Consider the following 1894-nt stretch of genomic DNA (forward strand, 5'->3'; position numbering starts at 1 on the left):
TCCCGGGCCGCCTCGGCGGCAGCCCGTTCGGCCCGCTCGACGGCGGCGTCGCGGTCGGCGCGGAGGAGCTCGACCTCGGCCTCCAGGCGCGTGAGGGTGGAGGTCACCTGCTCGCGGTCGAAGCCCTTGCGGACCACCGCGAAGGGGTCGGCGTCCGTGGTGGGCATGTGTGTGCTCGACATGGCCCCACCCTAGCGGGGAGGCCCCGCCCGGACCCTAGTGCGACCCGGCGGCCGGCTCGACCAGTTCCAGGAGCACGCCCCCGGCGTCCTTGGGGTGCACGAAGTTGATCCGTGAACCCGCCGTGCCTCTCTTCGGTTCCGGGTACAGCACCCGCACACCGCGTCCGGTGAGGTGCTCGGTGATGGCCTCGATGTCGGTCACCCTGACCGCCATCTGCTGGATGCCCGGGCCGTTGCGATCCAGGTACTTGGCGATGGTCGACGACTCGTCGAGGGGGGCGAGCACCTGGAGGAGGGCGCTTCCGTCCGGTCGGCCGGGCGACCCCAGCATGGCCTCGCGTACTCCCTGCTCCTCGTTGACCTCCTCGTGGAGGTTCTCCATCCCGAGGTTGTCCCGGTACCAGGACACGGCGGCGTCGAAGTCGGGAACCGCCACTCCGACGTGGTCGATCGCCACGACGAGTTCGGCGGGGAGCAGGGGCTGGCCGGCTGGGGTAGTGGTCATGGGGACCACGGTAGTCGGTGACGGCAGACGGTAGTTTGGCGTGTACACGTACAGCCCCTCGAATGGAAGGTCCGCAATGTCCGCCGACTCCACCCGCACCGTCATCGTCTCCGGGGCCCGCACCCCGTTCGGCCGTCTCCAGGGCGGTCTGTCCTCCCTGTCCGCCCCCGAACTGGGCGGGATCGCCATCCGCGGGGCTCTCGAGCGCGGCGGCGTGCCCGCCGAGGCCGTCGATCAGGTGATCATGGGTCAGGTGCTGTCCGCCGGGAACGGGCAGATGCCCGCGCGTCAGGCGTCGCTGGCCGCCGGTATCCCCCAGCGGGTGGACGCGCTGAGCATCAACAAGATGTGCCTGTCCGGCCTGACGGCCATCGCGCTGGCGGACCAGGCGATCCGCGCCGGATACTCCGAGGTCGTCGTGGCGGGCGGCCAGGAGTCGATGTCCCAGGCGCCCCACCTGCTGCCCAAGAGCCGTGCCGGGTACAAGTACGGTTCCATCGAGGTCCTGGACCACATGGCCTACGACGGCCTGCACGACGTGCCCACCGACCAGCCGATGGGCGCGCTCACCGAAGCGCGCAACGCCGAGTTGGAGATCACCCGCGAGCACCAGGACGAGTTCGCGGCCGTCTCCCACCAGCGCGCCGCGGCCGCGTGGGCCGAGGGTCGGTTCGCGGACGAGGTGGTCCCCGTGACGGTGAAGGGCCGCAAGGGCGACACGGTCGTGGAGACCGACGAGGGTGTTCGCGCCGAGTCGACCGCCGAGTCGATGGGCAAGCTCAGGCCCGCGTTCGCGAAGGACGGGACCATCACCGCGGGATCCTCCTCCCAGATCTCCGACGGCGCCTCCGCCGTCATCGTCACCACCGCCGCCCGTGCGGAGGCCGAGGGGTGGCCGGTGCTGGCCGAGATCGTCGGCTACGGCACCGTCGCCGGCCCGGACTCGACCCTGCAGCACCAGCCCGCCGACGCGGTCCTCGACGCCTGTCGTCGTGCGGACGTCGAGGTCGACTCCATCGACCTGTTCGAGTTCAACGAGGCCTTCGCCTCGGTCGGTCTGCACTCGACCAAGGTCCTGGGCGTGAGCCCCGACAAGGTCAACGTCAACGGTGGCGCCATCTCGATCGGGCACCCGATCGGGGTGTCGGGCAACCGCGTCGTCCTGACCCTCGCACTGGAGCTGGCCCGCCGCGGCGGTGGCCTCGGG

Annotated in this window: 2 protein-coding genes and 1 pseudogene; 1 reads left to right on the top strand and 2 read right to left on the bottom strand. The window is 71.1% G+C overall.

Features of this window, described 5'->3' with window-relative positions; genetic code table 11:
• Window positions 1-182, bottom strand: a pseudogene (locus G6018_RS12035) (hypothetical protein); the annotation flags it as partial.
• A gap of 34 nt (window positions 183-216) precedes the next feature.
• The gene (mce, locus tag G6018_RS12040) at window positions 217-687 is read right to left on the bottom strand and encodes a methylmalonyl-CoA epimerase (RefSeq protein ID WP_179525547.1); all 471 of its coding nucleotides are present in this window, start codon (window positions 685-687) and stop codon (window positions 217-219) included.
• A 76-nt stretch (window positions 688-763) separates the two neighbouring features.
• Here mce and G6018_RS12045 point away from each other — a divergent pair.
• Window positions 764-1894, top strand: a 1131-nt coding sequence (locus G6018_RS12045; RefSeq protein ID WP_182639721.1) for an acetyl-CoA C-acetyltransferase, incomplete at its 3' end; no start/stop codon positions are given.

The organism is Dietzia sp. DQ11-44, from assembly GCF_014145205.1.
Lineage (GTDB): Bacteria > Actinomycetota > Actinomycetes > Mycobacteriales > Mycobacteriaceae > Dietzia > Dietzia natronolimnaea.